27 protein-coding genes are annotated in these 24,813 nt (G+C 33.9%); 3 read left to right on the top strand and 24 right to left on the bottom strand.

What is annotated here, in order from left to right; genetic code table 11:
* Positions 1 to 286: 286 nt before the first annotated feature.
* The gene (locus BN4220_RS02705) at positions 287 to 1,117 is read left to right on the top strand and encodes a glycerophosphodiester phosphodiesterase (RefSeq protein WP_066713238.1); all 831 of its coding nucleotides are present in this window, start codon (positions 287 to 289) and stop codon (positions 1,115 to 1,117) included.
* A 61-nt stretch (positions 1,118 to 1,178) separates the two neighbouring features.
* Here the strand turns inward: BN4220_RS02705 and BN4220_RS02710 are convergent, their stop codons facing one another.
* From BN4220_RS02710 to BN4220_RS02795, 18 genes are all read right to left on the bottom strand, one after another.
* Positions 1,179 to 2,042 (bottom strand): YwmB family TATA-box binding protein, encoded by an 864-nt coding sequence (locus BN4220_RS02710; protein WP_066713239.1) that lies wholly within the window; start codon positions 2,040 to 2,042, stop codon positions 1,179 to 1,181.
* 70 nt (positions 2,043 to 2,112) lie between these two features.
* On the bottom strand, positions 2,113 to 2,532 hold the full coding sequence (gene atpC / locus BN4220_RS02715; protein WP_066713248.1) for an ATP synthase F1 subunit epsilon: 420 nt from the start codon (positions 2,530 to 2,532) through the stop codon (positions 2,113 to 2,115).
* Positions 2,533 to 2,627: 95 nt separating this feature from the next.
* The gene (atpD, locus tag BN4220_RS02720; protein WP_242867725.1) at positions 2,628 to 4,112 is read right to left on the bottom strand and encodes a F0F1 ATP synthase subunit beta; all 1,485 of its coding nucleotides are present in this window, start codon (positions 4,110 to 4,112) and stop codon (positions 2,628 to 2,630) included.
* A 29-nt stretch (positions 4,113 to 4,141) separates the two neighbouring features.
* Complete coding sequence (gene atpG / locus BN4220_RS02725; RefSeq protein WP_066713252.1) at positions 4,142 to 5,014, bottom strand: ATP synthase F1 subunit gamma; 873 nt, start codon at positions 5,012 to 5,014, stop codon at positions 4,142 to 4,144.
* A 15-nt stretch (positions 5,015 to 5,029) separates the two neighbouring features.
* Positions 5,030 to 6,541 carry a F0F1 ATP synthase subunit alpha gene (gene atpA, locus BN4220_RS02730; RefSeq protein ID WP_066713254.1) on the bottom strand — a complete coding sequence of 504 codons (1,512 nt, stop codon included), beginning with the start codon at positions 6,539 to 6,541 and terminating at the stop codon, positions 5,030 to 5,032.
* Positions 6,542 to 6,604: 63 nt separating this feature from the next.
* The gene (gene atpH / locus BN4220_RS02735) at positions 6,605 to 7,159 is read right to left on the bottom strand and encodes an ATP synthase F1 subunit delta (protein ID WP_066713257.1); all 555 of its coding nucleotides are present in this window, start codon (positions 7,157 to 7,159) and stop codon (positions 6,605 to 6,607) included.
* The gene (gene atpF / locus BN4220_RS02740) at positions 7,147 to 7,725 is read right to left on the bottom strand and encodes a F0F1 ATP synthase subunit B (RefSeq protein WP_242867734.1); all 579 of its coding nucleotides are present in this window, start codon (positions 7,723 to 7,725) and stop codon (positions 7,147 to 7,149) included. The genes atpH and atpF overlap by 13 nt, the downstream gene beginning before the upstream one ends.
* A 64-nt stretch (positions 7,726 to 7,789) precedes the next feature.
* Entirely contained in the window at positions 7,790 to 8,056 is a 267-nt protein-coding gene (atpE, locus tag BN4220_RS02745; protein ID WP_066713260.1) for an ATP synthase F0 subunit C, read from the bottom strand.
* 94 nt (positions 8,057 to 8,150) lie between these two features.
* Positions 8,151 to 8,903: a F0F1 ATP synthase subunit A gene (gene atpB / locus BN4220_RS02750; RefSeq protein WP_242867726.1), complete on the bottom strand. Its 753-nt coding sequence runs from the start codon at positions 8,901 to 8,903 to the stop codon at positions 8,151 to 8,153.
* A gap of 14 nt (positions 8,904 to 8,917) precedes the next feature.
* Positions 8,918 to 9,316: an ATP synthase subunit I gene (locus BN4220_RS02755; protein ID WP_197467881.1), complete on the bottom strand. Its 399-nt coding sequence runs from the start codon at positions 9,314 to 9,316 to the stop codon at positions 8,918 to 8,920.
* Between the two features lie 51 nt (positions 9,317 to 9,367).
* Positions 9,368 to 9,718, bottom strand: coding sequence for an AtpZ/AtpI family protein (locus tag BN4220_RS19695; RefSeq protein WP_082811997.1), 351 nt, complete (start codon positions 9,716 to 9,718; stop codon positions 9,368 to 9,370).
* Positions 9,719 to 9,908: 190 nt separating this feature from the next.
* A complete protein-coding gene (gene rpiB, locus BN4220_RS02765; RefSeq protein WP_066713269.1) occupies positions 9,909 to 10,337 on the bottom strand; it encodes a ribose 5-phosphate isomerase B in 429 nt (142 codons plus the stop codon).
* Between the two features lie 18 nt (positions 10,338 to 10,355).
* Positions 10,356 to 10,814 (bottom strand): arsenate reductase/protein-tyrosine-phosphatase family protein, encoded by a 459-nt coding sequence (locus BN4220_RS02770; protein ID WP_066713272.1) that lies wholly within the window; start codon positions 10,812 to 10,814, stop codon positions 10,356 to 10,358.
* A gap of 114 nt (positions 10,815 to 10,928) precedes the next feature.
* The gene (locus BN4220_RS02775) at positions 10,929 to 11,984 is read right to left on the bottom strand and encodes an L-threonylcarbamoyladenylate synthase (protein ID WP_242867727.1); all 1,056 of its coding nucleotides are present in this window, start codon (positions 11,982 to 11,984) and stop codon (positions 10,929 to 10,931) included.
* A gap of 104 nt (positions 11,985 to 12,088) precedes the next feature.
* Positions 12,089 to 12,811, bottom strand: coding sequence for an N-acetylmuramoyl-L-alanine amidase (locus tag BN4220_RS02780; RefSeq protein WP_066714014.1), 723 nt, complete (start codon positions 12,809 to 12,811; stop codon positions 12,089 to 12,091).
* A 54-nt stretch (positions 12,812 to 12,865) separates the two neighbouring features.
* Entirely contained in the window at positions 12,866 to 14,569 is a 1,704-nt protein-coding gene (locus tag BN4220_RS02785; RefSeq protein ID WP_066713274.1) for a glycosyl hydrolase family 18 protein, read from the bottom strand.
* 366 nt (positions 14,570 to 14,935) lie between these two features.
* Positions 14,936 to 15,565: a hypothetical protein gene (locus BN4220_RS02790; RefSeq protein ID WP_066713278.1), complete on the bottom strand. Its 630-nt coding sequence runs from the start codon at positions 15,563 to 15,565 to the stop codon at positions 14,936 to 14,938.
* A gap of 53 nt (positions 15,566 to 15,618) precedes the next feature.
* On the bottom strand, positions 15,619 to 16,968 hold the full coding sequence (locus tag BN4220_RS02795; RefSeq protein ID WP_066713281.1) for a serine/threonine-protein kinase: 1,350 nt from the start codon (positions 16,966 to 16,968) through the stop codon (positions 15,619 to 15,621).
* Between the two features lie 418 nt (positions 16,969 to 17,386).
* Here BN4220_RS02795 and BN4220_RS02800 point away from each other — a divergent pair, with 418 nt between their 5' ends.
* On the top strand, positions 17,387 to 18,172 hold the full coding sequence (locus BN4220_RS02800) for an adaptor protein MecA (protein WP_066713284.1): 786 nt from the start codon (positions 17,387 to 17,389) through the stop codon (positions 18,170 to 18,172).
* A gap of 94 nt (positions 18,173 to 18,266) precedes the next feature.
* Here the strand turns inward: BN4220_RS02800 and BN4220_RS02805 are convergent, their stop codons facing one another.
* The gene (locus BN4220_RS02805; RefSeq protein ID WP_066713287.1) at positions 18,267 to 18,464 is read right to left on the bottom strand and encodes a DUF1858 domain-containing protein; all 198 of its coding nucleotides are present in this window, start codon (positions 18,462 to 18,464) and stop codon (positions 18,267 to 18,269) included.
* A gap of 284 nt (positions 18,465 to 18,748) precedes the next feature.
* Here BN4220_RS02805 and BN4220_RS02810 point away from each other — a divergent pair, with 284 nt between their 5' ends.
* On the top strand, positions 18,749 to 18,916 hold the full coding sequence (locus BN4220_RS02810; RefSeq protein ID WP_066713291.1) for a DUF362 domain-containing protein: 168 nt from the start codon (positions 18,749 to 18,751) through the stop codon (positions 18,914 to 18,916).
* A 70-nt stretch (positions 18,917 to 18,986) separates the two neighbouring features.
* Here the strand turns inward: BN4220_RS02810 and BN4220_RS02815 are convergent, their stop codons facing one another.
* The 5 genes from BN4220_RS02815 to BN4220_RS02835 form a co-directional block, all read right to left on the bottom strand.
* On the bottom strand, positions 18,987 to 19,751 hold the full coding sequence (locus BN4220_RS02815; RefSeq protein WP_066713294.1) for a MerR family transcriptional regulator: 765 nt from the start codon (positions 19,749 to 19,751) through the stop codon (positions 18,987 to 18,989).
* Positions 19,752 to 20,061: 310 nt separating this feature from the next.
* Positions 20,062 to 21,390: a replicative DNA helicase gene (gene dnaB, locus BN4220_RS02820; RefSeq protein WP_066713297.1), complete on the bottom strand. Its 1,329-nt coding sequence runs from the start codon at positions 21,388 to 21,390 to the stop codon at positions 20,062 to 20,064.
* 17 nt (positions 21,391 to 21,407) lie between these two features.
* The gene (gene rplI / locus BN4220_RS02825; RefSeq protein WP_066713300.1) at positions 21,408 to 21,854 is read right to left on the bottom strand and encodes a 50S ribosomal protein L9; all 447 of its coding nucleotides are present in this window, start codon (positions 21,852 to 21,854) and stop codon (positions 21,408 to 21,410) included.
* Positions 21,855 to 23,912, bottom strand: a complete 2,058-nt coding sequence (locus tag BN4220_RS02830; RefSeq protein WP_066713303.1) for a DHH family phosphoesterase — start codon at positions 23,910 to 23,912, stop codon at positions 21,855 to 21,857.
* Positions 23,913 to 24,059: 147 nt separating this feature from the next.
* Positions 24,060 to 24,764 (bottom strand): VanZ family protein, encoded by a 705-nt coding sequence (locus BN4220_RS02835; RefSeq protein WP_066713305.1) that lies wholly within the window; start codon positions 24,762 to 24,764, stop codon positions 24,060 to 24,062.
* Between the last annotated feature and the right edge of the window lie 49 nt (positions 24,765 to 24,813).

A 24,813-nucleotide genomic window follows, 5' to 3' on the forward strand; every position in this document is an offset into this window, starting at 1 on the left:
AATATAATATCTTAATTACATGAAATGGGTCGTTGAAAATAATGTGCATAATCATTATTTTACAACTACCCATTTTGTCATTTTCCCACACACTAGAAACATTTGACCAGCCCTCTACGTTGTGCTAGAATCGTAATAGTATTCTAGACAATGATTATGTAATAGAATATATACATACAAAAATAATAATAAGTGACTATACAATGAAAGAACATAAAACATCATAAAAACAAGAGATGCTTTTCACTTATTATTTGAACTGCCTATTGGCAGTATGGAGGTTAATATGAATCTATTTTTTACCGTGTTAATAATAAGTATTGCAATAATTTTTATAATTATTCTGTACCTTATTGCACCAGCACGTAGCACGAAAGAGCAACGTAACCCATTTCAGAACAGAAATATAGCACATAGAGGCTTGCATACTAACGATCATGTTGTTCCAGAAAACTCTCTAGCTGCCTTTGCCAAAGCAGTAAAAGCTGGTTATGGAATTGAGCTAGATTTACAGTTCTCAAAAGACAAAAAACTGGTTGTTTTCCATGATGACAACTTAAAACGTGTCTGTGGTATTGATAAGCGAGTGGATGAGTTAACCTATGATGAGTTAAAAAAATTGTCATTATCAAATTCCAATGAATATATCCCTCTCTTTTCTGAAGTTCTTCATCTAGTGAATGGTACCGTTCCTCTTGTTATAGAGCTTAAAAATGGAAAAAACAATCGTCTTTTATGTGAAGTTACTTATAATATGCTTAAAAGCTATCATGGAGAGTACTGTGTAGAGAGCTTCCAACCAATGATTGTGGCATGGTTTCGCAAACATGCACCGGAAGTATTACGAGGACAATTAAGTGCTCCAGTAAGTGAATTTAAAGGAGAATTAAAGCCTTATGAGGCTTTTGTATTAAGCAATTTATTATCAAATGCCATTGCAAGACCTCAATTTGTAGCCTATCACAAGGGGCACCATCCTTTTTTAGTATCCCTTTGCTATGCCTTGGGTGCCATGAAAGTTGTATGGACGGTACGACCAGAGGATGAGATTAAAAAAATAGAATCCAAAAATGATACAATCATCTTTGAATTCTATACTCCTAACGTTCACTTTTAAAACTCTATTGGTTAAGGATAATTTAATAAGTTCCCTTTACCAGTGCGCTTTATAATATTAGTTACCAATCACCACTAATAAGTGGCGTTGCAAGATAAATCTTTGTACGATCCGTATTTTCTTCATAGGTCATTGCTACTTGGATATTGATTTTACTCTTATCTACAGTGACAAATTCACTAAGTAATCCTGTGTAAGCATAGATCGTATAAAGATTATTCTCTCTATTTTCATACACGACTTCTCCTTTTAAGCTATCAATCATTCGATCTGCTATCTTATTCTTAGTTTCAAGTGACAAATCTCCTGCAAAAGCTCCGCTAAATTGAAGCGTTGTATTGATATCCTTCTGTTCCACATCCAAATTCTCCAACACCTTTTTTAACTTTTCTTCATAGGCTAGAATATCACTAGATACATCCTCAAATATAGTGAGTCTAACTAAAAGATAGTGGTTTACATCTCCTTCTTTATCATTTGACTGAACAAATGCTTCGGTTGTATCATCATTATATAAACTAATTACCTTCACCGTAGTGGAGGCACGTTTTGCCAACTTCGTAAAAACACTTTCTTGGCGCTTTCCTTCTGAGGAAACTTCAATTTCTTGATTTACCCCGATCCCCAAACCATTTGTTATATACATAATGAGTGATTTTTTATCTTCCTCTGTTAAGTAACCCGTACCATAAGGTGCTGTTATTTCTAACGTGCTTTCCATCAAGCCAGAGTTTGTATTCACAAACGCCTGCATTATATTACCTTTCGTTACGAAAAAACGATTTACAATAAATTGTGCTCCAACTGCAACCCATAGAAGTACGATTATATATGCCATTGCTCGTATTCTTTTATTGTCTAATACTTCCTTTACCAGCAAGAAAAATCGACTTCTTGGTTTCATGGAATAATATGTTCTTGCCATAGTAAAACCTCCATTTCATCTAAAGTATTTCCAAGAAATGGAGGTTCATTCGAATATTATTCAATTTTATTTATCTACGATAATTTTCTGCAAGTTCTTTTCGTATTAAAGCTCTTCTAAGAGCCATTTCTGCTCGTGTTTCATTAATTTCAGCTTCTGCGCTTTTTAATCTTCTCTCGGCTCGTATTCTAGCTTCTTCTGCACGGTTAATATCAATTTCTTCTGGCCATTCGCAAGATTCTGCAAGTATGATAACCCTATCACCAAGTATCTCAATAAATCCATCATGAAGAGCGGCTTCTTTTTGTTCAGAATCTTTTTTTAGTTTTAATATTCCAGGAACTAAAATTGCAGTCAAAGGGATATGGTTCTTATAAATACCCATATCACCTTCACTTGTTCTGACCTCAATCATGTCAACATCACCTTCGTAAAAGATTCTATCCGGTGAAATAACCTGCACTTGAAACATTTTACTATTATCCGCCATACTAATCTCCTCATTCTATCCTATAAGAACTATAAGCATTCTTGCGTGTTGTTTCTTTTCTGCTTATTATTTCATTTGCTTTTCTTTTATACTGTTTATGTCAATTGTTTTTCTTTTACTCTTACAAGTACATCGTCTATATTTCCAGCATTGAGGAAATAGCTTTCTGGAATATCGTCATGTTTACCTTCTAATATTTCTTTAAACCCTTGTACAGTTTCTTGTATCGGAACATACTTACCAGGTAAACCCGTAAATTGCTCAGCTACATGAAACGGTTGTGATAGAAATCTTTGAACTTTTCTAGCTCTTGCAACTAAAATTTTATCATCCTCTGAAAGCTCATCCATACCAAGAATCGCAATAATATCTTGTAATTCTTTATATCGTTGTAGTATTTCTTGTACATCTCTAGCCACTTTATAATGCTCTTCCCCTAAAATTCTAGGATCAAGAATTCTTGAACTAGATTCTAGTGGATCAACTGCAGGATAGATTCCAAGTTCTACAATGGAACGGCTAAGTACTGTGGTGGCATCCAGGTGAGCAAAGGTTGTTGCTGGGGCTGGGTCCGTTAAGTCATCGGCAGGTACATAAACCGCTTGCACGGATGTAATAGATCCATTTTTTGTTGAAGTAATACGTTCTTGTAAAGCACCCATTTCTGTTTGAAGTGTTGGCTGATAACCAACGGCACTTGGCATACGCCCTAAAAGTGCGGATACCTCTGAACCAGCTTGTGTAAATCGGAAGATATTATCGATAAATAATAATACATCCTTTCCTGATTGATCACGAAAATACTCAGCCATAGTTAATCCAGTCAAACCAACTCTCATTCTTGCTCCAGGTGGCTCATTCATCTGACCAAATACCATGGTGGTCTTATTAATAACTCCAGATTCAATCATTTCATAATAGAGATCATTACCTTCTCTTGTTCTTTCACCAACACCAGTAAATACGGAATATCCTCCATGCTCAGTTGCAATATTAGTAATTAACTCTTGAATTAATACGGTCTTTCCAACTCCAGCACCACCAAATAATCCGATTTTTCCACCTTTTTGATAAGGACAAAGTAGGTCAACAACCTTAATTCCTGTTTCTAATAGTTCTGTTTCTGTGGATTGCTCTTCAAACGCGGGTGCCGTTCTATGAATTGGATAATAATCTACATCTTGTGGAGCTTCCTTTTCATCGATTGGATTGCCTAATACATTAAAAATACGTCCCAAGGTATTTTCACCAACAGGGACAGAAATAGGAGCATTTGTTTTTTTAGCTTCCATACCACGTACCAATCCATCGGTTGGCCCCATTGCAATGCATCTGACTGAATCATCCCCAATATGCTGGGCAACTTCTACAACAAGTATTTCTCCATCTGATTTCAATATGTTAATGGCCTCATAGATTTCTGGTAGATTTCCACTTTGAAATTTGATATCTAATACCGCGCCAATAATTTGAGTGATGTGTCCAGTGTCTTTATCTTTTGATTTTTCTTTTGGATTTTTGGGGTCTATACTTGGTTCATTCAAATATTTATCCAAAGACTTTAACTCTTGATCCTCCATTCATTCACTCCCTTTCTTTTCATTTATAACTAACTAATTGCATTTGCACCAGCAATAATTTCTGTTAATTCTTGAGTAATAGAACTTTGACGAGCTCTATTATATAGTAAGGATAAGTCTGAAATCATTTCATCTGCATTATTGGTTGCAGAATCCATCGCTTGCATTCTAGCTCCATTCTCACTGGCTATTGCTTGTACCAATGCCCCATAAATTAAACTATTTACGTATTTGGGAATAATTAGTTTAAGTGCCTCGTCTGCTTCTGGTTCATAATTCATTTGTGTCAATCGATCATAAGAAGTTTCTTTTTCTCCATCCTCCGACTGATTGGATATGTCCACTGGTAGCAAACGAATCATGGTAGGAATATGGGTAACCGTATTTTTAAATTCGGTATACGCCAAGTATATTTCACCAACATCATTGTCCATAAATGCTTTTAATACATCCTGACCGATTTCTATCGCATCTTTATACATAGGTCCGTTCATGACTTCCGAATAATCATTATGAACTTCATACCCCCTACGTTTTAGCACTTCTTTTCCTTTTCTTCCAACAGCATAGATAATTATATCTTCTTTTACAAAATCACTACTTGTGATTAGTTTTATAACATTCATATTATAACCGCCAGCAAGCCCACGATTGGATGTTATAGCAATGACTGCCTTTTTCTTTGAATTACCAGAGTTTAGTAAAGGATGTGATAAATTTTCCGTTTTACGAAGCATATGTGATACTGCCTCGTACATATGCTTAAAATAAGGCCCTGAATTTTCTGCTCTTGTCTTTGCCTTCTGAAGTTTTACTGTAGATACAAGCTTCATTGCCTTAGTAATCTGCTCTGTGCTTTGGATGCTCTCCTTACGCCTTTTTATATCTCTTATACCAGCCATAATAGCACATCCTTTCTACATTTTTGCAAATTCTATTTTAAATCCTTCAATTGCTTTTTTTAGTTTGCTCTCAGTTTCTTCATTCATATCCTTTTGCTCACGAATGTTTGAAGGAATTTCAGGATACTTTGTATCAATATAATCAAATAATCCTTTTTCAAAATCCCCAATCCTACTTACTGGAATATCCAGTAGGTACTTCCTAGTCGCAGCATATATAATAATGACTTGATATTCAACAGGTAGCGGCTTGTACTGAGGCTGTTTTAAAATTTCTCGAATTCTCTCACCTTGAGCTAGCTTTTCCTTCGTATCAGCGTCTAGATCAGATCCAAATTGAGAGAACGCTGCAAGTTCTCTATATTGTGCTAATTCAATACGAATTGGTCCAGCAATCTTTTTCATCGCTTTAATTTGTGCCGATCCGCCAACACGAGATACCGATAAACCAGCATTTACAGCAGGGCGAAATCCAGCATTAAACATTTCTGTTTCTAAATATATCTGACCATCTGTGATTGAAATAACATTTGTCGGAATATATGCTGAAACGTCCCCGGCTTGAGTTTCAATGATTGGCAATGCAGTTAAGGAACCCCCACCTAATTTATCCGATAATCTCGCAGCGCGTTCAAGCAATCTTGAGTGCAAATAAAAGACATCTCCAGGGTATGCCTCTCTTCCAGGTGGTCTCTTTAATAACAAGGACAGAGTACGATATGCCATCGCATGTTTACTTAAGTCATCATAAACAATAAGGACATCCTTTCCAGCTTCCATCCACTCCTCACCCATTGCACAACCAGAATAAGGTGCAATATATTGTAGGGGTGCAAGCTCACTTGCAGTAGAAGCTACAACAGTGGTGTAATCCATTGCTCCAAATTCTTCTAACTTCTTAACGATATTCGCTACTGTTGACGCCTTTTGTCCGATTGCAACATAAATACAATTTACATTTTGTCCTTTTTGATTAATTATGGTATCTAGAGCAATTGCAGTCTTACCAGTCTGTCTGTCACCAATGATAAGCTCTCTTTGTCCCCTACCAATTGGCACCATGGAGTCAATTGCTTTAATTCCTGTTTGCATTGGAGTATCTACCGATTTTCTAGCTATAACACCACTGGCAACACGCTCGATCATACGATATTTTTTGGTGTCTATTGGACCTTTCCCATCAATTGGCTGTCCCAAGGCATTAACAACGCGCCCAAGCATCGCATCCCCCACTGGAACTTCAACAACTCGTCCTGTTGTCTTTACTGTGTCACCTTCATTGATATTTATTGTCTCACTTAATAATACAGCACCTACATTATCTTCCTCTAAGTTAAGTACCATTCCATAAGTTTCGCCTGGAAATTCCAAAAGCTCTCCCTGCATGGCATTATCAAGTCCATGAATTCTTGCAATACCATCGGCAACCTGAATTACGGTACCAACATCTGATACATCCAATTGTACACTGTATCTTTTAATCTGTTCCTTTATAACGGAACTGATTTCTTCCGGTCTTAGGTTCAAATGATTTGCACCTTCTTTCTATTATATTAATTACAGTTACCAAAATTGTTCTATGGTAGCTTTCTATATATCAGATAGTTGTATCTTTTTCAATTTTTTTACAAAATGAGCTAGCTTTGTTTTAATACTACCATCTACAACTCTATCCCCAATTTGAATAATAATGCCGCCTATGATTGAAGGATCTACTTTATAATTGATTTCAAACTGAATATATTTTGTTGTATCCAGTAATTTTTTCAATAACTTCTCCTCTTGTTCCTTCGTCAATTCAAGTGCTGTAGTAATCTTAGCAACACCAATCTTTTTATATTCCATTACCTTAGCAATGAAATAATCCAAAATTTCATCTATTTTATCGTATCTTTCCTTCTCCACTATAATTACAAGGAATCCAGTAACATCATCCGAGACTTTCCCTTGAAATATGTTCTCTATTACTTGGATTTTTTCTTTCTTTGAAATCTTAGGGTGATTTAAAAGCCTAATAATTTCTTTATTGCTTCCTAGAGCCTCTTTTACAAGCTTGATTTCTTCAAATGTTTCATTCAGTGTATCCTTTTCAAGCGCAACTTCAAATAAGGCTTCTCCATATGTTAAGGATATTAACTTTGCCATGTATGATCACCTATTTCATTTAAAGTCTCTTCTACCAATTGATTTTGCTTACTTTCATCAATGGTCTGTCCAATTATTTTACTAGCCATAAGGGAAGCAACTGAGATCATTTCCTGCTTCACATCTTCCTTTAACTTGCTCTTTTCAAGTTCAATTTCTCGACTTGCTCTTTCTCGTACTCTAAGAGCCTCCTCTTGTGCCTCATTGATAATTTGGTTTTCTTTCGCAATTGCTCTTTTGCGACCTTCACTGAGTATTTCATCCACTTTTAATGAGGCAGCTTTTAGTTTAGACTCGTATTCTTCCTTAAATTGCATTGCTTTTTCTTTATCTTTTAAGGAGTGTTCCATTTCTTCTCTTATTTTGTCTCTTCTTTTTTGCAAAAGAGCTCTAGCAGGATTAAATAATAAATAAGAAAGTACTAAAAAGAGCACAAATACGCTAATTGCAAGAATTACTGTATCAACTAATAATTGAGCATCAAGTCCAAAAATACGATTTTCCATCCGTGTTCCATCGGGTGCAACAGAAAGAAATCCTATTTTTGTATTTAGATTTGATAACATGAGCCCCACGTTTTGTCTCCTTTCTACCATATTTAGATTTACTAAAGATTAAATGTCTCTCTTCTTATAACCTTCCGATTAATGGATTTGCAAATAAAAGAATGATTGCAATGGCAAAGCCATAAAGACCTGTAGTCTCCGCTACTGCTTGTCCCAATAACATCGTAGACATAATATCACCCTTAGCACCAGGATTACGTCCTACTGCAGACGCACCATAACCAGCTGCAATACCTTGACCAATACCAGGCCCAATACCTGCAATCATTGCAAGCCCCGCGCCAATTGCTGAACATGCTAAAATTAAACCTTGATCTGTAATATTTGACATAATATAATTCCTCCTTCATCTAAAACAATTTCTCTTTTTTTATTTAATTTCTTTTATCTTTTTGTATTAGATAATATTTCATACATCGAAAAACTTATTCAAATGTTTGAGATATGAACACCATCGTTAGCATACAAAATACATAGGTTTGAATTGCACCTGAAAAAACATCAAAATAACCATGAAGCACAGATGGCCATACTAATAATAATGCTTTTGGAAGCAATCCATACACCAATCCTAACATAACAGTTCCTGAGAGCACATTTCCAAACAAACGCAATGACATTGAAATTGGCGTTGCAATTTCCCCAATAATATTAATTGGAGATAAGAAAATAGGCTTAAACAGGTTTGTAACGTGCTTCGATTTTTGATACTTAAATCCATTATAATGAATAATACAAAATGTCATTAAACCCAAACCTAACGTTACACCATAATCTGCTGTTGGAGAACGTAAACCAAACAAACCCGAGATATTAGCAAACAATATAAAGATAAATATAGTACCAATATAATTTGAAAACTTATATCCATGCTCATTTCCCATATTAGTTTTTGTCATATTATCAAAGGTCTCTACTAAGTACTCAATTATGTTTAAAAACGGACCTGGTACTTTGTTGGGATCCGCATTCTTAATTACACGATTTGCTACGATTGCAAATACAATTAAAGTAGCCATAATCAGTAATAAACAAATATGAGTCGTCGTAAGCCAAACCTCATGTCCAAATACTTTATACCTAAGATATCCGTCTATCCCAAATGAAACACCAGTATCTTTAGTAGCTGTATCTAGATTTGTCACCCCAGCAGAAAGCAAAATGCTTTCAAGTCTCACTTTCTCACCTTCCTTTATCGTATTCTATTGAATAATCTATGTGTTAACGGCTGTAAATACGCCGATAACTTTAAACAAAGTATTCCTATAATAACGCCAAAAATACTGATATACTTAGCCGCTATTATTGCTGCTGCTATTGCACCAACAATTAAAAGAACCCTTAAAAAAACGTTCCTTTTCATATATCCTACCGCGCTGGTAGTATCCAACTCTAATGATCTATCAAGAGAGCGATACATACTAACACCCATAATAATTGCTACGACGACTCCTAATAACATTCCCATAACAAAAGCAAATTTATTCGTGCTAAGAAAAACACCAACAATAGTTATAATGACCGCCAAAATAACAATACCTATAATTAATTCCGAAAGTGTCTGTCTTCCATCGTTTTCTTGTTCCATCATAATCCCCATTCTTGCGCAAGTTCTTTGCGCAGCTTTTTTAATCTATCTTGATTAACTCTTACTATTTCTTTGTTGCTCTTTGGCCCATTTATTAAATTCATCTTCAGCTTTATCTTTTCTTTCATTCTTCTCTTTTGTAAATAAACTATACTTTGTATTATTTATATGCAATTTACTATCTCTCATTTTTTCTTTTGTATAAAAGCTTTTCGTCAAATGATAAACATTGCGAAATGCAGCAAAGATTCCAAGAAATAAAAAGACGATGGTAAGGTAATTTGTTAATAACCATTGGTCTAACTTATTTCCTATGTAGACACTTAGAAAAATAGGTACTAACATACTTATACCGATTTGATTTATTAAGGCAAGTGATTTAAAAATATGTTTATCTATTTTCATAGGAACTCCTTACTCAAAGGATACAAAGCATGTTTTTAATTGCTTTTAAAATACTTATATTATTTTCCCATATTTACTAGTATTTTATTCAACAATTCATCTAGATAAATTATATAAGTTAATAGGACATAATTTTTAATAAAAAAAGACCGTTGTAAGATATTCTTACAACGGTCTTGCTATTCATTTATCAATCTTCAATCATTGAAATTCTACGATTATGTCTTTCATCATTAGAGAACGGAGTATTTAAGAAGGTATCTACAATTTTAATTGCAAGTCCAGGTCCTACAACACGTCCTCCCATAGCTAAAATATTTGCATTATTATGAAGTTTTGTTGCTTCTGCACTAAAAACATCATGACATAACGCTGCACGAACTCCTTTTACTTTATTAGCAGCGATGGAGATGCCGATACCTGTTCCACAGATAAGAATACCCAATTCGCATTCCTTACTTACAACAGCATTTGCAACTTTCTTTGCATATACTGGGTAATCACAAGAAGTTAGAGAATCTGTCCCAAAGTTCTTATACTCAATCTTCTTCTCTTCTAAATATTTAATTACCTCTTGCATTAATTCATATCCGCCATGATCACATCCTAATGCTATCATTTTAGTACCTCCAGTCAGTTATTCATTATTTTCTTTATCTATTCTGTATGCAGCTTTTTTTACTAAACGTAAAAGTTCACCAAAACATTCTTCGTATTCAAGCAATGTCCCACCATAGGGGTCACTTACATCACCAGATTCACCCGCAAATTCCTTTAATGTATATACGTTTGAGTTTACAAAATACTCTTCTTCAATTTTAATCTTTTCATTCATGGTCATTGTTAAAATTAGTGTATGTTCATCAACTTCATGACTTCGGAACTGCTTTGCAATGTGTTCTGATATTTGCAATTCATGATTGTTTAAAACTACTTCTGCTTTGGGATTCATTGGTTCTGGAAATAAAACTACTAATCCTCTTGATAATACCTCGATCATATTTCCAATTTGCATACTATTGTATATTGCTTCCGCCATTGGGCTTCTTGTAGTATTTTCTGTACAAACAAATATGAGCCTCTCATATCTTCCCATGTTTTTACCTTCTTTCTCAAATATTACATTCATACAAGGTAATTAATTAAGTAATGAAATGTCCATTTTTTGTAATCAGAGGATTAAAACAAAAACTTCGTTTTGCTGCTCTTATTATACTGTTATAATATGATATCCTGCTGCTTTTAGCAAGCGATTCATAATTGCTTGTCCTAAATTATTATCTGCAAAGCTCTCTGAATATATATATGATATTCCAAGTGTATCAAACTCACGTAAAACATCAAATAAGTGTGATGCTATCGCTTTTTCATCACATCTTGAACCAATACTCTTTACGATACCATTGTGGTAATGGTCTTTTGTTTCGTCGGTAGCTAAAATAGCAACACTTTCGCCAGCAAGTACTTTTTCTCTCGCTTGCTCATTAATTTTAGCTATAACTTTATCCATATCCCCTTCATAGATCGTTAATTCACCTTTTGGTGCATAATGCTTATATTTCATTCCTGGTGCTTTCGCTACAATATTCGGATTTGCTTCTCTTTTTAATACTGCCTTATCGTAATCCACATCTCCGATTACATCCATTAATTGCTCCCTCGTTATAAAACCAGGGCGTAATATCAAGGCTTTCTCACCAGAAAGATCAACGATCGTTGATTCAAGACCAATATCAACAGCCCCTCCATCTATAATCATAGATATCTTTCCCGATAAGTCTTCAATTACATGCTCTGCTTTTGTTGTGCTTGGCCGACCTGATGAATTAGCACTTGGAGCAGCGATATATAAGCCTGATTCTTTTATTAACATAGATGCAATTGGATCAGAAGGCATACGTATCCCTACTGTATTTAGACCCCCTGAAGTGCTTAGAGGCACTATTTCACTTTTTTTAAGGATCATAGTAAGTGGACCAGGCCAAAACGCATTGGCTAATTGATACGCTGCCTCAGGTATATCTACAGCTAACTTCTCTAAGTCCTTTATATCTGCAATGTGAACGATTAAAGGATTGTCAGAAGGCCTACCTTTGGCTTCATAAATACGCTTCGCAGCTGTTTCATCCAATGCATTACCGCCTAGACCATACACCGTCTCCGTTGGAAATGCAACCAACTGACCTTCCTTTAATAATTGAATCGCTGTTTCAAAATCCTTAGCATTCAAGCTTTTTCTATCCATCGTTTGTATTATTGTTTTCACTTTTCTACCTTCTAGCTTATAAAATAATCATAATTCTTCATGTAAAGAAACATTATTTCTATAATACTTCTAAAAACTCTTCTATGTCAATAAAAATTAAAACGTCAATTCATTGTAGTACTAGTATTAATTGAATTCATATAACTTAACACACCTAAATGTATTGCCCATGCAAGTTTTCTTTGATACTCCTCTTTCGCAAGAAGTTCAGCCTCCTTACGGTTAGAAAGAAATCCACACTCTACAATAACAATCGGACAATTTGATTTCTTTAATAGATAATAACTATCGTTTGCTTTCTCAATTCTGTGATTGTCATCGTTAATTGTTTTCTTTAGTTGAGATTGCATTATTGTTGCTAATTTGTTTCCTTGCTCTGAACCTGTATAATAAAATACCTGTGCACCATGGCTAGATTCTTGGGTGAAACTATTTTGGTGTATGCTAATTGCAAGCACAACATTTGTTTGATTGATAATTTCTACCCGATTTTTTAAATCCGTAGCCTTTTTATTAGAATCTGATTCAGAATAAAGACCATCATCTGAATTTCTAGTCATAATCACTTTAATATCATTTTGTTCTAATAATTCTTTTAATTCCATGGCAATTGATAAGTTTATATCTTTTTCTCGTACTTTATTAACACCAATTTTCCCTGGATCAAATCCACCGTGCCCGGCATCTATGACAACAACTGGATACTCTTTTTCTTTTGGTTCATATCCAAATAATTGTTTCATCGCTTTTATGTTTCGTTCTGATAACAAGAATATTGCAAGGAATATCAATACGCAGAAAATAATGTTAAAATGCTTCACCTTCATTATAGAAAACAACCTTGGTCTCTTTTCCTATAGTCTATGAACTAAAGGCTTGTCTTAATTCACATATTTTTGAATAACATTCCAAACACTTGCTCTTTCAAATCCTAATCGCCAACTAGCTACTCCTGCAAGGTTAGCATCACTAATTAATTTAAGCTTTTTCTCTAAAGATTCGTCTTCTTCTAACCAAACCTTATACGTAGCATCATCTTTTTGATATTCCGCATAGTATTGTCCAGTTGACTCATCCCAAACAGGTGTTACATCATTTTCTTTTAACTTAGCATCAATAGTATCCATACCAAGAGCTTCTGAAGTTAATACGTTTTCACCAAGTTCTACAGATTCCTTCCATAGTCTTGTATAAAAAGGAACAGCCATAATAATCTTCTCTGCTGGAACCATAGCAAGAGTATTATTAATTGCATCATTTACAAACCCGATGGATGCCACTGAACCCGCTTCTTCAGAATTTCCATGATGCTCATCGTAAGCCATGATAATTACATAATCCAGAATTTTACCTTGTTCTTCTCTATCGTAAAACTTAGAATAAGGAGCTGGTACATAATTATCCACAGATAAAATAATTTGATTTGTTCTACACTTTACAGATAATTCGCGCAAAAATTGTATATAATGCGGACCAGTCTCTTGTGTTAAACTCTCAAAGTCTATATTAAGACCATCTAGGTTATATTTTATAGCCTGTGCTATCAATTCGTTAATTAAACGCTCACGATTTGATGTACTTGATAGCAAGTTATAGCTATTCACCGATGTATCAAAATTATCAACGAGTGCCCAAACTTCAATTCCCATATTATGAGCTTTTTCAATATAACTTTCACTTAGTAAAGAAGATATTGTTCCTTCCTCACTATTTACTCGAAACCAAGTTGGAGAAATCGTTGTAACATTCTTTGTTTTTTCCAATAAGGAACCCATATTATCATTTGCTTGCATGTTAGTTACTTGATGCCAAACGAGATTAATGGTATAATCCTTCGATAAATTTGTATATTCAGGAAAAGTTTTTTCACTTTTTTTAGTTTCATAGTAAGAGTCACTAACGTATTTGTTCTGTATAAATCCTCTAACTCCGTCTTTTGTCATAACTTTTGTAAAGCCTTTGGCTCCACTGCCACCAGCATCAATTAATAATAATTGATCTCCTACTTTCACATCACTAAGAATTGGTGTCTTAATACTTGCACCTGATCTTACCTTTGCATCTTTTGTGACATCAGCATATAAATAATCTCCCCATGTACACCAAACCATTACCCTAGCTGGCTCTTCATAATATGTGTAAGTAATATCTGAATACTTTTCCACAAAATCTAAAGCTACATAAACCTGATTCTCTATCATCTTTACAATGACATAGTTTTCAGAACTCTTTGGTTTGTTCACATAATAATCCTTACTACCAAGTTCTGTTTTAATTATTTCGGTTGGCGTTGTATAGATTAAATAATTTTCTTTTGCGTCCCAATAAAATCGATGATTAAATTTGTCCGTAATGGTATCTAAGTCAATGTATATTGTTCCGTCAATAATTTTTGCGTTCTTCTCATAGACAGAATCATCTAGTATTAACATTGCCTCATCTTCCGGAACTGTATAGTATTCCGACAACTCCAAATATTCCTTATTCGGTGTATACTTTTTTATTAAAGCCACAGCTACAATTACTAGAATAACTAGAATCACCGTTGTAGTTCCAAAGATTGCCTGTCTTGCTTTCTTATCCATGCCTAACCTCTTTTCTGCAAATATTTATATTTTACGACAAACATTATAGCATTATTTCTCCATAACGTCATTACATTTTCGTAATTATCAATCGAAATTTGCAATTTTTTGAAAAAGGTCATAGAAAGAGCTATTTCTTACCAAGTATCCAATACATAACAGTGATTGAGGGTATGTTTTAGGGTCTAAACAGTAAGAAATGGCTCTTTCATAATTTCATTTTTTCAAATGCACTTCTAGTTAATATGTAGCAAAATTTTATAATTTATACATAATTGGTGCAAATACTAATTTTCTGGATAAGAAGGTAATATTGTGATATGTTACTTTTATCCTTATGACCAATATTGGATATTTGCTAACACATTACTTATACTGCATTATTTTTTGAAATACTTTAATTGCTTCTTTGCTTGGATGTAATAAGTTTGGCTCTAGTCCAATAGCATAATACTTGCTTAACTTTGTAATCTTTGCCTTCATTTTCTTTGTAGATAAATTGTGAATAACACACCAGGATCCTAAGTCCTTGATACCCCTTAGCACTTCTTCAAATCTTCTCCACGCATCTGCATGCCATGGTGCTGGGTTTCCAATAACAATTTTCAAGTCACAGCGTAGTAGTTCTATAGCTGCATTCTTATAATTTCCGCCCAAATCTAGAATACAAAATTCGTACTTAGAATTACGATACGCACCTATATCTTTTTCCGTAGCTTGTCTAACAAACATAATGTTATGAAAGGAGAACTTCTTATTATTCTTACTCTCTAGCTTTACCTGGTATTTTTCTGCTAATGAACCAAGGTCATCTTTACCGCTTGCCTCAATAACAACTACACTATAACCGCAAATATCCGCTAAATAAAAAGCTAGCAAAAGTGTTAAATGTGTTACACCAACATATCGATGTATTCCATAAACACCAATGACATAAATCCCCTCGTTTACTCTTTTCTTTGATATTAATTTATATAAAATGGGATTTTTACTCATAGCTCCTCCATAAATTATTCGTTAAGACACATTGCATGCAGGATGAATCTTTACTAACCCCTAAGAATATCCTCTAACAAATGTAAGAAAAATGTCTCCATTACCCCAGATTTATTGCTTAAAATCAATTGTGGTTCAAATGGTATTCTATAACACTTTTTACTTTTCATATTATTTATAACATTTCGAAAATCAGAAGCACTTATAAAATTAAATAGATAATAAACATTATCCTTTCTCTTACATAATTGAATACATTGCTCTGAGGCATCTAGTTCCCAGTCTTTTGCGCCCATGACAACCATTTGATAGTCCTCTTTATAAAACTTATGATAATTTTCATTTGATAAAACACCATAATCTTTTATTATAAATTTATATTGAGTGTTTAATTTTATGTCTTTCATCAAATCAGAATGGCAACATGGGACTTGATATAGCAAATATCCCTCCTCTCTATAGCTTTTCATAGTTTCTCTTCTTGCGATTGCAGATAAAGCAAGAGAATCATTACACTCAAGGTATAAACTAGCTCTTCTGTTTTGCTTTAAGAAGTTCGCCATTTGTAACGCTACATGTGTAACTCCAATACGATGTTGAGAACCAGCAATAGCAATCGTTGTAATATGTTCTGTATCTTTACTATTTTTAAGCTTAATATGAATTCCAGACAAACTCTTTTGTAGTTCTATGATAGAGGTATACCTTTGGAATGCTTGCAATTTAAGACATCGGTTTACAACACGTTTTAATTCCTTACTACAAGAGTCTGAAAAATCGATATTCTTTCCTTTTTCTATTGCATATTCTTTCCCTAAAATCATGTAGTAGAGCAACATACCGATTCCATAAATATCTGCTCGTTCATCGACATTTTTTGATAAATACTGCTCAGGAGAAGCAAACCACGGAGTTCCAAAGCCGTAATCACGTTCTTCTTTTCGATAATTCGAGCTACCAAAATCAACTAAGTATACTTGCTCATTATGTATTAAAATATTTTCTGGTTTTAAATCTAGATAAAGAATGACTTGCTCTCTTGTATGTAAGTAACTGAGTAAATCACAGATTTGTATTGCATAGGATAGAATTGTTTTTTCTTGAAGTTTCCGTATTTGACAAATACGTTTTAAAGACTCGCCTTCCATATATTGTTCTACGATATAAAAAGAAGTTTCATCTTCCTCTATATCAAATATTTGAGGTATACAAGGATGCTTTAGAAGTTTCATGATTTTAGCCTCTCCAATCAATTGCAAGTAGCAAGGAGATGACTTATAGATTTGCTTGATTATACGATTACACTGTAACTTAATGTGCACAGCTAAATATACTGTACTATATTCACTATTGCTTATAACTTTTAATACCTGATACTTTTCAAATAAAATTTGTTCACTCATTCTCTCCTTTCTGTCTGTTTATCAATATTTCGCTATAATAAAACATATTACACCTTTATTATAGTTAATATTTGTAAATAAGGCAATGAATTTAATTTTTATTTCTATACAATAATATAAAGAATATTTGTCACTATTGACGATATAGAGTTCTTATCAAAACTATATGTTCGCGTGGAACTACTGAAATTATGAGGAAGAAAATATTAATAATTGATTAATTTGGAAACAATAAATTCAAATATGCATGAGAGTTAAGGCGCCTGAATATATGTTTATTAATAACGATTATTCACAAAAAATTCAGATTGTGCTCTGTTATTATCGTATTGACTTATATTATAAATTACATTATACTTTGTTTACAACACCATAGTATCTTAAATTAACTCATTAAGTTAGAAAGGGGTGTGATTCTATGAAAATTGAAAAAATTAGCGACACGCAAATACGCTGTACACTAAATAAAGAAGATCTAGTTGATCGTGAATTACGTATTAGTGAATTAGCATATGGTAGCGAGAAAGCAAAGCAGCTTTTTCGAGATATGATGCAGCAAGCATCGTATGAATTTGGGTTTGAAGCGGATGATATACCACTTATGATTGAGGCAATTCCTGTTTCAGCAGAGTGCCTAATACTAGTAATAACAAAAGTAGAAGACCCAGATGAGTTAGACACCCGTTTTTCAAATTTTACACCATATGCAGATAAAGATGAAACAATTGAAGAGGCTGAGGATGATGATGCCTATGCTGATGAGATATTAAATTGCTTTGAACAAATTGGAGAATTACTTGGGAATCGCGATCCAAAAGAAGCGAATCGTACCAATAAAGATAATAAATCAAAAAATAAATCAAACGATGCTACAGAAGACGCTACAAAATCCCCAGTAAATATTGCTCCTAATTTAAGCAAAACTTTTACATTCCGCTCTTTAGAGGAAGTAATTTCATTATCCAGAATCATAGCTCCATTCTATCATGGTATCAATACATTATATAAAAATCCTACAAATTCAAAATATTATTTGGTCGTTCAAATTTCTGACCATACACCAGAAGAATTTAATAAGGTTTGCAATATAATCTCTGAATTTGGTAGAACCGAGCATGTGAATTATGCTAGTGTCTCTTATTATGAAGAACATTTTGATAAGATTGTTGATAAGAATGCAATACAAGTTTTATATAAACTTTAAAAAAAGGACTGTTGTATAATCTAGATCTTAGGAATTCGATGTTAATCAACATCGAAATCTTAAATTTAAATTACACAACAGTCTTTTATCTTTCTTATTCAGCACTAAGATAACCATTGATTTGATTCACTAAATCTTCTACTTCTATTCCATGAACCATACAAGCTTCCTCCAAGGATTCTCCTTGAGCGGATGGACATCCAATACAGTGCATGCCAGAATCTAGTAATATAGGTATTATATTTTGATCTGTTTGAATAATTTCAGCAATTGTCATGTCTTTGCTAATCATATGTGTACCTCCTTAATTTTAAGTGATGCTTACAGTAACTTTTAATTTACAAAGTTCGGCATCTTATCATATGTTCCATTCACATTATAGGTTATCAATATTATACCGTCAAGATAAATTTCCTTATATTTCATTCTAAAATATTTCACTCTCAAAATTTCCAATCCGTATCTTTAGACAATAATGTAATTTTCCCAATTTCATATGTTATTGATAAATTTTAGCTTGTATTATTCATAATAATAGAGTAAAATAGGAGAAAAGGTAAAAGGAGGGACAAAGAAATGGCATACGTAATTACTGACAGTTGTATTAGCTGTGGCGCTTGTGCAAGTGAATGCCCTGCTAGCGCTATCTCTGAAGGTGCTAGCCACTACGAAATCGATGCAGATGCTTGTTTAGATTGCGGCGCTTGTGCAGCAACTTGCCCAACAGGTGCAATCGAAGGTTAATATATAGTATTCACCTTAACATTAAAAAAGCACCTAAATTAGGTGCTTTTTTTCATTCTAAATATTCCAATTAAATTCTAACTTTGTTTTTCTTAAAGAACTTACTCTCTTTCTTTTTATAACTTCCTACTTCTTTTGTAGCCGCAACTTGTTGTCTTTGAAGTTGATATTCACGAATTGTCCGATCTAATTGTTTAAATCTTTCTTCTTCTTTTTCTTCACGTACTTTTAATCGATAGTCCAATTCTTTAATCACAGAGTCCGTTACTTTTTCACTGATTTTTACCGATAATTGCTCATTACTTTCTTGCATCGCACCCTTCATAATATTACACATAATATTTCTGAATTGTCCTAACTTATCTTCTTCATTTTCTTCAACATAGGTAGAATTCTTCTTTACCAAATCAAAATGTTGTCCGTGCTCTTGCTCCAAAGTCTCGCCTTGATCCACTGCTTTATCTTCTCCTTTTAAATCATCCTCATTTTTAATGCTTATTGCATCTTCATCAAGCTCTTTCTCCTTTGTTTCAACACCATCAAGGCCCATTGCAATCTCAAGCTTGTCCCTTAGCTGATTTAGACGCGTAGCATCTAATGCCTCTACTTTTTTAATTTCAGGTAGTAACAACTTAATTGCTTTTAATTGAAATCCCTTGTCCTTCAATGCCTTAACAGATTTAAAGAGTTCGATATGCCCTTCATTATAATAGCGGTGATCTAATTCGTTTCGTGGAACGTCAACCTCTAGCTCTTTCTCCCAATATCGAAGAACATGATCTGCTACATCTATCATTTTCGAAGCATCAGATATAATATATCTTTTCTCCTGCATAAGCATCCTCCTAATTCACTGAATATGTAAATATTTTCCACTTAAATTATTATAACATGACACTTTTCAATTGCAACCTTTCAAAAGAACCTTTCTAAAAAACACATCGACACAGCCTGTCAATAGCTTGTCCAAATCCACAAGTAATGACAGTACATAACAGTTTCTTTTAGCATCATACAAATGTAACTTTCTAAAGAAAGTCACGAAACAAGGATGAACGCTTAAAATAAATGCAAAAAAGAAAATGTATGAGAAAAATCTTCAGCTTTTCTCATACATTTTCTTTTTATTAACTATAATAATTTACTTATCTCTCTAAATTTGCAAACTTTGTGAATTGTGATAACCAAGCAAGTTTAACAGTACCTGTTGGACCATTTCTTTGCTTACCAATAATGATTTCAGAAATACCTGCCTCTTCCGAATCATGATTGTAATAATCATCACGATATATAAACATAACAACATCGGCATCCTGCTCGATCGCACCAGACTCACGAAGGTCAGAGAGCATCGGACGCTTGTCTGGTCTTTGTTCAACCGCACGGCTTAACTGTGATAATGCAATAACAGGACAATTAACCTCTCTTGCAAGAGCTTTTAAAGAACGAGAGATTTCAGAGATTTCTTGTTGTCTTGATTCAGATTTCTTACCACCTGACATCAACTGTAAGTAGTCAATGATAATTAGGCCTAAATTATGTTCTAGCTTAAATTTTCTACACTTAGAACGTAACTCTGTAATAGAAATACCAGGTGTATCATCAATAATTAGACCAGATTCTCCAATCGTTCTCGCACTTTCCATCAGTTTCGCCCAGTCTTCGTCATTTAACTCACCACTACGAATTGCTTGGGAATCAACCTTAGAATTCATTGATAAAATACGGTTCACCAGCTGATTCTTTGACATTTCCAGACTAAATATAGCCGTTGTAATATGTGATTTTACCGCAACATGCTCTGCTATATTTAACACGAAAGCTGTCTTACCCATAGATGGTCTTGCTGCAACTAATATTAAATCGGAAGGCTGTAATCCAGCCATCTTATAATCTAAGTCATAAAATCCAGTAGCAATACCAGTAACACTTCCTTTATTTTTAGAAGCGGCTTCGATACTATCAAGGGATTTAATTACGATATCTTTAATACTTACAAAATCACCAGTACTACGATTTTGAACAATATCAAATACTTGTTTTTCTGTCTGTTCTAAAACTACATCCACTTTTTCTTTATCTAAGTAACAAGTGTTTGCAATTCCTTCGGTAACCTTAATTAATCTTCGTAATAACGCCTTTTCACTTACAATATTCGCATAATATCGAACATTGGCAGAGGTTGGCACTGCACGGATTAAATCACTAATAAATTCAAGGCTACATAGCTCTGGTGGAACTTCTTTTTCCTTTAATTTATTCTGTAAGGTAACCAAATCCACAGGCTTTCCTTCTTGAAACAATTCTATCATTGCATCATATAGCACTGCATATTGATGTTGATAAAAATCTTCTCCAGTTATAATTTCAGAGGCAGCGATGATAGCATCACGGTCCATAATCATGGAACCAATTACGGATTGTTCTGCTTCTGGACTATGTGGTAGTATTTTTTTGATAAATGCCTCATCCATGTAAACTCAACCTCTTTCTACAGGCTATCTACTCTTACCTTTAGTTCTGCAGTTACCTTTGGATGTAACTTAATTGGTACAGTAAATGTCCCCATATTTTTAATTGGATCATTTAACTGTAATTTCTTCTTATCAATGTCAAATCCCAATTGTTCTTTTAAAGCAACAGCAATTTCCTTAGTAGAAATAGAACCGAATGTTCTACCACCCTCACCTGTTTTAATTTTTAACTGAATGCTCTTAGCCTCAATCTCTTTTGCTAAACTTTGAGCTTCTTCTAAAATCTCTTGCTGTCTCTTTGCTTCTGCTGCTTTTTGAAGTTTTAAATCATTCATATTCTTAGGTGTTGCTTCAAGGCCTAGTTTCTTTGGCAATATGAAATTTCTTGCATAACCATCGCTAACCTTAACAACTTCACCTTTTTTTCCTAATGCCTTAACATCTTGTGTTAAAATAACTTCCATCTATATATCTCCTTCCTGAGTCATTTTAGTTAATACATCTTTTACCTTTTGTATTGCCTCTTCTACTGTGCAGTCCTTTAGCTGGGCACCAGCTACACTCATATGACCGCCTCCGCCGAGTTTTTCCATAACTATTTGAACATTAAGTTCATCAATGGAACGTGCACTAATGAATACTTTTTCATTAAAATACGTAAACACGAAAGATGCTCTAATATTATTTATACTTAATAATTCATTGGCTACTTGAGCTGCAAGTACCGTTGGCGAATCCACTCCTTCACTTCCACATTCAGCAAAGGCATAGTGATCTAAGTAAATTTCTGTGGATGTAATTGCCTGAGCCCTCATCATATACTCTGGCATATCGGTACGGAATGCTTTTCGTATTCTTGTTACATCTGCACCATTTCTACGTAAGTATGCTGCAGCTTCAAAGGTTCTAACACCAACTTTGTTCAAGAAATTATTCGTATCAATCATGATTCCTGAATACATTGCATCTGCTTCCACCTGACGTAGCTTAAGTCCCTCTCCAATGTATTGAAGAATTTCTGCAACCATTTCACAGGAAGACGATGCATAAGGTTCAATATAGGAAAGCACTGCATTCTCAACGGATTCTCCTGTTTGTCTATGATGGTCAAGAATAACAATTGTTTTCGTTAAATTAAGCAGTTCAGGACATTCTGTGTAGCTTGGTCGATTTACATCCACCACCACAAGTAAGGTATTATTATCAACTACACCAATGGCTTGTGAACTATTTAAAAACATATCCTCTTCATAGTCAGGACTATTCTTAAAACGTGCCATCACAGGTCGCACAGAAATTGTCACATCATTGATTACAATATGAGCTTTTTTATTCAAAGTCTTAGCAATTCGATATACACCAATTGCCGCACCAAAGGAATCCACATCTCCGATGGAATGTCCCATGATAACAACCTTATCCTTTGCTTCAATAAACTCTTTTAAAGCATGTGCCTTAACTCTTGCTTTTACTCTTGTATTCTTCTCAACGGTAAAGCTCTTACCACCATAGTAATAAAGCTTTTCACCATCTTTAACAACAACTTGATCTCCACCTCGGCCAAGTGCCAAATCCATTGCGGCTCTAGCAAATTCATATCCTCTAGAATAAGATTCTGCATTCACGCCAAGTCCCATACTAATGGTTACGGACATCTCATTACCGATATTTACAGCTCTAACTTCCTCTAAAATAGAAAATCGATTGGTCTGTAGTTGTGGAAAATATTTGTTTTGAAATACAAAAATATACTTGTCTTTTTCAAGCTTTTTAATTACTGCATCAATTCCCTGCATATACTTATTGATTTTCCTGTCAACCAATGCAGTTAATAGGGAACGTCTAACTTCATCAATACTTTCAAGTGCTTCTTCATAATTATCGATATAAAGAAGACCAATAATAAGTTTTTGGTCACTGTTTTCTTTTTGTAGTGCCACGATTTCTGTTTCATCATACAAATACATCGCAACTAAATAAGAACAGTTCCCCATGACTTCTTCATCCTGTAACCAATAGGATTCATCTTCAAAATCTGGTGTCATTACTTTACGTAATACGACTTTATAATTCTTTTCTGCATAATTAATGTGGAGTTCCACATCAAGTTCACTATCTGGTAATATATCTTCCGTTATCTCTGGGAAAATATTCGCGATGGAGCGTCTAGCCTTTTTTTCAGACCCTATGATGTCACAAAATTCATCATTCGCCCAAACCATACGCCCTTTTTCATCAAGCACACCATATGGGATGACCATGTCTTTTAAAAGCTTTCTCTGAATTTCACCATAATTAGTAGCAAACTGTACCATGTCTCCTACAATGGATGGACGTTTTAGAAAATAAAGTAATAATGCAATTATAAAATAAAGCACAACAAAGCAAGACATCACTGCGCTTGCTTTTTTATCAATCATATAAATGCATATATTCATAACGACCAATAAAATGGTTAAAATAAGCGGCCATCTCAAATACGTACGTAATGCACCATATAGTCTATTTTTATTTGTTTTCATATTCATGGCTCCTTAATAAAGCACACCTTCCATACAATTTGCAATCTCGTTTACTATCTAACGGTCGCAGTTGTACCTTTCATTATACCATTATTTCTTCCTAAGTGGAAGTGTTTTTTCTGTTTGTATAAGAATCTCAGAAATATACTAGCTTTTAACTAGATAAACCTTTTTAATAAAATATTGAAAGAAATTAAGATGGTAAACTTTATAAGATATCATCGCTCCGAAAAACGAAAGCAAAATGTCATCTACATCAAACACTCCAACTTTTAATAAAACTTGTAGTATCTCAAAAAGAATCCGTATAATTAAAATAGCCAGAATAAACTTATTTGGATCCTTACACGTTTTAAAAATACCTGGTAGAAATAATCCCATAGGAACAAATAGAAAAAAATTCCCTAGTGTATTTCTTAGCACATATGAGGTATTAAGAGTATGATTAAAAACCCCTGAAATATACTGAAATAGCGTTGTAAAAGGAATGAAATTCGAGTGTTCCTTCAAATAATCTAGTTGTTTATATTCAGCGTTATTTACACTTATGCTTACTTGATAATTAAATATAAATAAAATAAAAATGATAAGAAATATATATATCACAAACATAAAACGATAAACCAATAACGCACAATGAATCTTATCCTCTATTTGATTAAAACTAGAACATAAAAAATGTGTACCTAAAACCAATGTTCCAAAGCAGCTTATCATAAGTAGCAACAACCAATACCAATATATATAAAAATGTGAGTTCATACCTAACAATAGAGTCGCAAAGAGAATGCCACCACATAATACATAGAAGCCAAATGCGAGTGTACGCTTCATATACATAACAATCCTCATTGCTTATCCTCCTTAAAGTGGCCCCTAACTCTATATCCCCTGTCGTCCA

Origin of the sequence: Clostridium sp. Marseille-P299, assembly GCF_900078195.1 — a bacterium.
GTDB lineage: Bacteria > Bacillota > Clostridia > Lachnospirales > Lachnospiraceae > Lachnoclostridium.

Bases quoted from the DNA above. Each gene is read 5' to 3' on its own strand.
- BN4220_RS02705 (WP_066713238.1), top strand. From the start codon at position 287: ATGAATCTATTTTTTACCGTGTTAATAATAAGTATTGCAATAATTTTT.
- BN4220_RS02710 (WP_066713239.1), bottom strand. From the start codon at position 2,042: ATGGCAAGAACATATTATTCCATGAAACCAAGAAGTCGATTTTTCTTG.
- atpC (WP_066713248.1), bottom strand. From the start codon at position 2,532: ATGGCGGATAATAGTAAAATGTTTCAAGTGCAGGTTATTTCACCGGAT.
- atpD (WP_242867725.1), bottom strand. From the start codon at position 4,112: ATGGAGGATCAAGAGTTAAAGTCTTTGGATAAATATTTGAATGAACCA.
- atpG (WP_066713252.1), bottom strand. From the start codon at position 5,014: ATGGCTGGTATAAGAGATATAAAAAGGCGTAAGGAGAGCATCCAAAGC.
- atpH (WP_066713257.1), bottom strand. From the start codon at position 7,159: ATGGCAAAGTTAATATCCTTAACATATGGAGAAGCCTTATTTGAAGTT.
- atpF (WP_242867734.1), bottom strand. From the start codon at position 7,725: ATGTTATCAAATCTAAATACAAAAATAGGATTTCTTTCTGTTGCACCC.
- atpE (WP_066713260.1), bottom strand. From the start codon at position 8,056: ATGTCAAATATTACAGATCAAGGTTTAATTTTAGCATGTTCAGCAATT.
- BN4220_RS02755 (WP_197467881.1), bottom strand. From the start codon at position 9,316: ATGATGGAACAAGAAAACGATGGAAGACAGACACTTTCGGAATTAATT.
- BN4220_RS19695 (WP_082811997.1), bottom strand. From the start codon at position 9,718: ATGAAAATAGATAAACATATTTTTAAATCACTTGCCTTAATAAATCAA.
- rpiB (WP_066713269.1), bottom strand. From the start codon at position 10,337: ATGATAGCATTAGGATGTGATCATGGCGGATATGAATTAATGCAAGAG.
- BN4220_RS02770 (WP_066713272.1), bottom strand. From the start codon at position 10,814: ATGGGAAGATATGAGAGGCTCATATTTGTTTGTACAGAAAATACTACA.
- BN4220_RS02780 (WP_066714014.1), bottom strand. From the start codon at position 12,811: ATGAAGGTGAAGCATTTTAACATTATTTTCTGCGTATTGATATTCCTT.
- BN4220_RS02785 (WP_066713274.1), bottom strand. From the start codon at position 14,569: ATGGATAAGAAAGCAAGACAGGCAATCTTTGGAACTACAACGGTGATT.
- BN4220_RS02790 (WP_066713278.1), bottom strand. From the start codon at position 15,565: ATGAGTAAAAATCCCATTTTATATAAATTAATATCAAAGAAAAGAGTA.
- BN4220_RS02795 (WP_066713281.1), bottom strand. From the start codon at position 16,968: ATGAGTGAACAAATTTTATTTGAAAAGTATCAGGTATTAAAAGTTATA.
- BN4220_RS02800 (WP_066713284.1), top strand. From the start codon at position 17,387: ATGAAAATTGAAAAAATTAGCGACACGCAAATACGCTGTACACTAAAT.
- BN4220_RS02805 (WP_066713287.1), bottom strand. From the start codon at position 18,464: ATGATTAGCAAAGACATGACAATTGCTGAAATTATTCAAACAGATCAA.
- BN4220_RS02810 (WP_066713291.1), top strand. From the start codon at position 18,749: ATGGCATACGTAATTACTGACAGTTGTATTAGCTGTGGCGCTTGTGCA.
- BN4220_RS02815 (WP_066713294.1), bottom strand. From the start codon at position 19,751: ATGCAGGAGAAAAGATATATTATATCTGATGCTTCGAAAATGATAGAT.
- dnaB (WP_066713297.1), bottom strand. From the start codon at position 21,390: ATGGATGAGGCATTTATCAAAAAAATACTACCACATAGTCCAGAAGCA.
- rplI (WP_066713300.1), bottom strand. From the start codon at position 21,854: ATGGAAGTTATTTTAACACAAGATGTTAAGGCATTAGGAAAAAAAGGT.
- BN4220_RS02830 (WP_066713303.1), bottom strand. From the start codon at position 23,912: ATGAAAACAAATAAAAATAGACTATATGGTGCATTACGTACGTATTTG.
- BN4220_RS02835 (WP_066713305.1), bottom strand. From the start codon at position 24,764: ATGAGGATTGTTATGTATATGAAGCGTACACTCGCATTTGGCTTCTAT.